A 5,377-nucleotide genomic window follows, 5' to 3' on the forward strand; every position below is an offset into this window, starting at 1 on the left:
AAACTCCAGAAATGGAACTATATGGTTTCATGGAGAGAGAGAAAAAAATACCAAGTTATTTTTTTATCATTACTAAAGGGGAACCTAATTTCTTAGAATATTTTTGATGCTCAGTTATTATTATCTATATTCCTAAAATATAGATAACCACAAAACACTACTTCTTCTTAAAGAAAATATTATTTCTTCATAATTCTTTGCTTCGCACTTAAAATCTCTTCTATTATATTTTCTGATGTTTTCTCTAATAAATATATTTTTGATTGCTGTTTTTTTATTGTAATACAACTTTTTATTTCATCATTTATTATATATGCAAGTATTATGCTACTATTCCATATTTCATCATATTCTTTTTTATTATAAAATATATTGTTTTGCAGGCACCATAACTTTATAAAATCAATGAATTTAGTTTTTCCACAATTAAAATCTTTCAATAGAAAAACATGTGAAGTTATAGGTTCTATCTTATGATTTGATTGATAAATTAAATAAGTCTTTTTATCATGGTTCGTAACACTCTCTTCCAATCTAAAAGATTTTTCTATTTTCTTTTCTACTATCCACGACTCATCTGATGTCATAGTAAACAAAGGAAAGTTAGCAGAACTCTGTTTACACAAAAAGTATATTCCCGAGCAAGCCGGCGAAGCCTTCTTAACGTCCCTAACGCCTTTAAAATTATTAAGAGCCACTTTTATCATCGCATCTAAATAATCAACGCCAGAGCTTAAATAAGTTAGCACGCTGGAAATATTCTCCCCCCCCCCACGAGGGTTTACTTCTATAACATAAATACCTGAAGCGTTATATTTCAACTCAATGTGTGAAGCACCGTCTGTAAAGCTGATTTTAGTTAAAATTTTAGTCACTACATCACATATATCTCCCCATAACTGTTTTGAAATATTAGCTGGTTGATGATGTCCTGTTTCTGCAAAATGTGGAGGCTGACTTTTATCTTTTTGCGTTATTTGCACTACTTCATGCTTTCCATGGTATGAAATGGTTTCAACTGACAGCTCCTCACCTTCGATATATTCTTCTACCAAAATATCTTTATCATCTTCTTTAGATGCGTAAGCTATAGCTTTTACAAACAGTTCTTTTGTATCTACATATGTAACACCTTTCTTTCCTCCACCAACACATGGCTTTACAACACAAGGATACACCCCCTCATCTTTACCTTGATATTTATAATATTTAGGTTGACAAAGTTCTTTTATATCGTCAAGACATTGTCGTACATAATACTTATTCTGCAATAATTTAAAAACTTTATATGAAGTAGCATTTAATTTTAGGATTTCTGCGACATGCGACTGTACTAAAGCAGTTACTTCTGAGCCGTTAGAAGCTACTCCTTGCACCCCTTGCTCTTTACAAATACTAACAATTTTATCTGTATCAAAAATATCTATAGGATAGAAATGATCTACTATATCTTTACATATAGCTCCTTTTTCCCATGCAAAGCAAAAGGTTTCTACACCTAATTCCCTTGCTTTCAAGCATAAAGGATATTGCCCTATAGAAGCACCTATAATAGCTAATTTCATAATAATATTTTATATTTATTTTAATTTTATATGTATATAATTATTTATCTTCCTTAATACCTCATTAAGCTCTGGTCTGCTTTCAGCATATAAGAAGACTGTTCCAAGAGATGTGTTTGCACCTGTAAATGTAGAAATAGCATCTCCTTGTTTTACTGTTAAAGAAACGTCTTTAACATATTTATGCAAGAAATCTTTATCAAAATCTATTGAACCTAAAATACCTGGTTTAGAAGAATGTAAAACATAATTACACCACGCCCCTTTATAAGAAGGAGATTCTATTTTTGGTAAAGGCAAAGATACTGCTTTACAAATTTCAGCAGATATCAAAGACTGTCCTGTAGCCATATCTTGCAACTCTGCTATACGGTTTCCCCCACCTCGTGGAGAAACTTCCATAAGATAAGCCTTACCATTTGTACTTACACGACATTCAACGTTAAATATACCAGTTCGCACATTAAGCAATATAAATAGTCGTTCTAATTCTTCTTTTATCTCACTTTGATGCTTTAAAGGCATAGAGGAAGGCCATATTTCTATTGCTGGAGCATAAGGATTAGTTGCTTTTACATCAAAGAATTGATCTGAAAATGCTGGATATGCAAGATTACCATTATATGCAAAAACATCAGCACTTGACTGTGTGCCTAAGATATCTAAAAAATCTTCAATTATAAAATAGTTTTTTAAAGAAGAAGATATAGCTTTCTTAATAGCTTCAGATAAATCCTCTTTCCTTTCAACCTTGCTTACTCCTTTGCTTCCTGCAGAATCTACAGGTTTTACAATAACAGGCCAAGAGAAAAAGTCAACATCTTCTAAGGCTTCATCGACATTGTTATAACCTTTTGCTTTAGGACTATTAAAGCCATTTTCCGTAAGAAACTGACGAAACAAGTGCTTATTTTGTAAAATAGTAGCAGCCTTATATGAACACTGAAAAGGTAATTGCATTTTCTCTGCAACATACGCTGCTGAAACAACACCCGGATCTACTGCAAACGACATAATACCATCTATTTGCAAACTTTGAGCCTTCTTCAGTACTTCTTCTTTATCTATAATACTAACATTACAATATTCATCAGAATATTTATGAGCGATATTATTGGGTAAATAATCGGCTGTAATAACATATATACCCATATTATGAGCTTCTCTTATAACAGGGAGCAGGTAGCTTAATCCACCCAACAGCATCAGTCTTTTTTGTTTCATTACTTTTTTTTATAGCTATATCTTAAATAGTTCTTATACTCCATTTACCTTTTTATTACATCTATAACCCTTTGTACATCTTCTTGTGATAACGCATGATGCATAGGCAAACATATAACAGTGTTTGCAAGATGAGTAGCTATTGGTAAGTTGTCTGCAGAGGCACTCTCTAAACCACGATAGGTAGAAAAACTGCTTATTAGCGGATAAAAGTAGCGACGGGCAAGGATATTATGTTGCTTTAGTTTAAGGTATAGCTCATCTCGAGTCATACCATACAGCGCAGCATCTATAAAAATGGGGAAATAAGAATAGTTGTGCTTCACCTTTGGCATATCGTCCCAAAATGTTATTCCTGCTACGTCTCTTAACGCTTCGCGATAAGCTACTGCTACCTCTCTGCGAGCAGCAATGGCTGCATCTACCTGTTGCAGATTAAGCAAGCCATAAGCAGAGCGCATCTCGTCCATCTTACTATTAATGCCCGGAGCCACAACCTCCGTTTCGCCTGCAAAACCAAAATTCTTTAGATAATCAATGCGTTTTTTCAGCTTGGCGTCATGCATTACCATAGCTCCTCCCTCTATAGTATTATATACTTTTGTGGCATGAAAGCTGAGCGTTGCAACATCTCCTGCATTTATAAGACTCTCACCATTCACCTCTACACCAAAGGCATGTGCAGCATCATAAATCACTTTTAAGCCATACTTGTCGGCTATACTCTGAATGGCTTCTACATCGCAAGGCTTTCCATAAACATGCACTGGTAATATGGCTGTAGTACGTGGGGTAATGGCAGCTTCTATCTTATTAGGATCAATGTTGCCTGTATGTGGGTCTATATCTACAAACACCGGCTTAATACCATTCCACCATAAAGCATGGGTAGTGGCTACAAAGCTATAAGGAGTGGTAATTACCTCGCCTGTAATATGCAATGCTTGTAAAGCTGTAATAAGCGGCAACGTACCATTAGTAAACAAGCTAATATAAGGCACTTTCAGATATTCGCATAAAGCGTCCTCTAAACGTTGATGAAACAAGCCGTTATTAGTTATCCACTTACTATCCCAAATATCTTTAAGCATAAGATTAAAATCTTCAAGTTTTGGTAATAGTGGTGATGTTACTGTAATCAAATTTTCATCCATTTATTTTTAAATATTTTGTCAATATCTTGTTATGTGATATTATATTAAAAACAATATTAATCAAAGCTTTCTCTATTGTCTTTTGTCGGATATAATCTATTAAAGCACAAGAACAAAACACTATAATAGGTACTACTATAGCATGAATATAAATACTACTTTGATAATACATTCCTACATTATTACATACATCATGCCATAGCCAACGACGCATATCATCAGATGCAGCATGTATTAGCAACACACCAAACGTACAAGAAGCTATAGTGTTTATGACACGACTATGTTTTAATGGTAAATTTTTAAACATCATAAAGGAACATATACTTACTGCAAGAGCTAAAGCCTTATTAGTTTCAGAAACAAAGAAAATTACAAACCCCATAGTTGCAGACTTACCCAATGTGCTATATAAATAAAGAATAAAAAGCATGCTCACAACAGAAATCACTATGAAAGCCATTGTTGCTATAGCCCATACCCTAAAATTATCATTATACGGTATTTTATATTTTCGTATATATGAAGCTATAACATATAATACTGAAAACCACGTAATATAGTTGAACTCCACATTTATAAAAGGATCTGTTCCTAAGATAGTATATGTAAAAACACATAATGATAATAAAGCTAAATGTTGTCGCTGGCTTATATTATTAATGCATGCATTAAGAAAAGGAATGAAAAGAAAAAATATTATAAAGCAAGCAGAAAAATTCCTACTTATACCACCAATTGGGTTTACCATATCTATTAATCCTTGCAAAGAAAAAGCAGAATATCCTGTAATTAGAAAGATACTTCCTATTATAATACTATAAAACTCCATTTGTAGTATTAGCTTTAAAAACTTATGTAACGTTATATGCGATTTACACATAAAATAGCCTGTTATAAGTACGAAACAGTTTATACCTGTTTTGCCCCATGCTCCGGTGATATATAAATATATACTTTTTATAGCTGTTGGATACTGCTCCATAACATGTACTAAATCGGAATTTACAACATAATGATGCATCACTATAAGCAACATCACTATTATCCTATATAGCTCCAAATTAGAACTTCTCTCATGTTTTACATAACTATCTGTAATAGAACTGGGGGGGGGTACTTGCACTTTCATTTAATTAAACCGTCTTTTATATTATCTTTTTACTAATCTTCTTACAAATATTTCTTAACATTAAGCTTTTTTGCATAATATTTAGCACCTTCTTTTGTAAGATGTAAGCCATCGTGGGATATAAACTTATGATTTGGTGTAAATACGGTTATTTCGCCATCTTTGTTTTTTAACACACCCATCATATCTATATATCTACTTCTATATAATTTTCTTTCTATATCATTTAAGTAACTAATCAAAATTAAGCGACATGTTTAGAGAAGTTTATACGCAACCCCTTTCCGATATCTGCCAAAGCT

General features: G+C 32.8%; 5 protein-coding genes. All 5 read right to left on the reverse strand.

Features of this window, described 5'->3' with window-relative positions:
- Positions 1-179: 179 nt before the first annotated feature.
- From AC1DCD_RS09955 to AC1DCD_RS09975, 5 genes are read right to left on the reverse strand one after another with little or no spacing between them, the layout of a single operon-like run.
- Entirely contained in the window at positions 180-1,565 is a 1,386-nt protein-coding gene (locus AC1DCD_RS09955) for an ATP-grasp domain-containing protein (protein ID WP_464641344.1), read from the reverse strand.
- A gap of 15 nt (positions 1,566-1,580) precedes the next feature.
- Positions 1,581-2,789 (reverse strand): ATP-grasp domain-containing protein, encoded by a 1,209-nt coding sequence (locus tag AC1DCD_RS09960; RefSeq protein ID WP_464641346.1) that lies wholly within the window; start codon positions 2,787-2,789, stop codon positions 1,581-1,583.
- A 44-nt stretch (positions 2,790-2,833) separates the two neighbouring features.
- Entirely contained in the window at positions 2,834-3,943 is a 1,110-nt protein-coding gene (locus AC1DCD_RS09965; protein WP_353586637.1) for a DegT/DnrJ/EryC1/StrS family aminotransferase, read from the reverse strand.
- Positions 3,936-5,075 carry an acyltransferase family protein gene (locus AC1DCD_RS09970; protein WP_464641348.1) on the reverse strand — a complete coding sequence of 380 codons (1,140 nt, stop codon included), beginning with the start codon at positions 5,073-5,075 and terminating at the stop codon, positions 3,936-3,938. Before AC1DCD_RS09970 ends, AC1DCD_RS09965 begins: the two co-directional genes overlap by 8 nt.
- A gap of 41 nt (positions 5,076-5,116) precedes the next feature.
- Positions 5,117-5,317 (reverse strand): hypothetical protein, encoded by a 201-nt coding sequence (locus tag AC1DCD_RS09975; protein WP_464641350.1) that lies wholly within the window; start codon positions 5,315-5,317, stop codon positions 5,117-5,119.
- Between the last annotated feature and the right edge of the window lie 60 nt (positions 5,318-5,377).

Source organism: Prevotella sp. C0209C1, from assembly GCF_056583855.1.

What these genes read in the sequence shown, in the direction of transcription:
- AC1DCD_RS09970 (WP_464641348.1), bottom strand. Translation starts at nt 5,075, where the DNA reads ATGAAAGTGCAAGTACCCCCCCCCAGTTCTATTACAGATAGTTATGTA.
- AC1DCD_RS09960 (WP_464641346.1), bottom strand. Translation starts at nt 2,789, where the DNA reads ATGAAACAAAAAAGACTGATGCTGTTGGGTGGATTAAGCTACCTGCTC.
- AC1DCD_RS09965 (WP_353586637.1), bottom strand. Translation starts at nt 3,943, where the DNA reads ATGGATGAAAATTTGATTACAGTAACATCACCACTATTACCAAAACTT.
- AC1DCD_RS09955 (WP_464641344.1), bottom strand. Translation starts at nt 1,565, where the DNA reads ATGAAATTAGCTATTATAGGTGCTTCTATAGGGCAATATCCTTTATGC.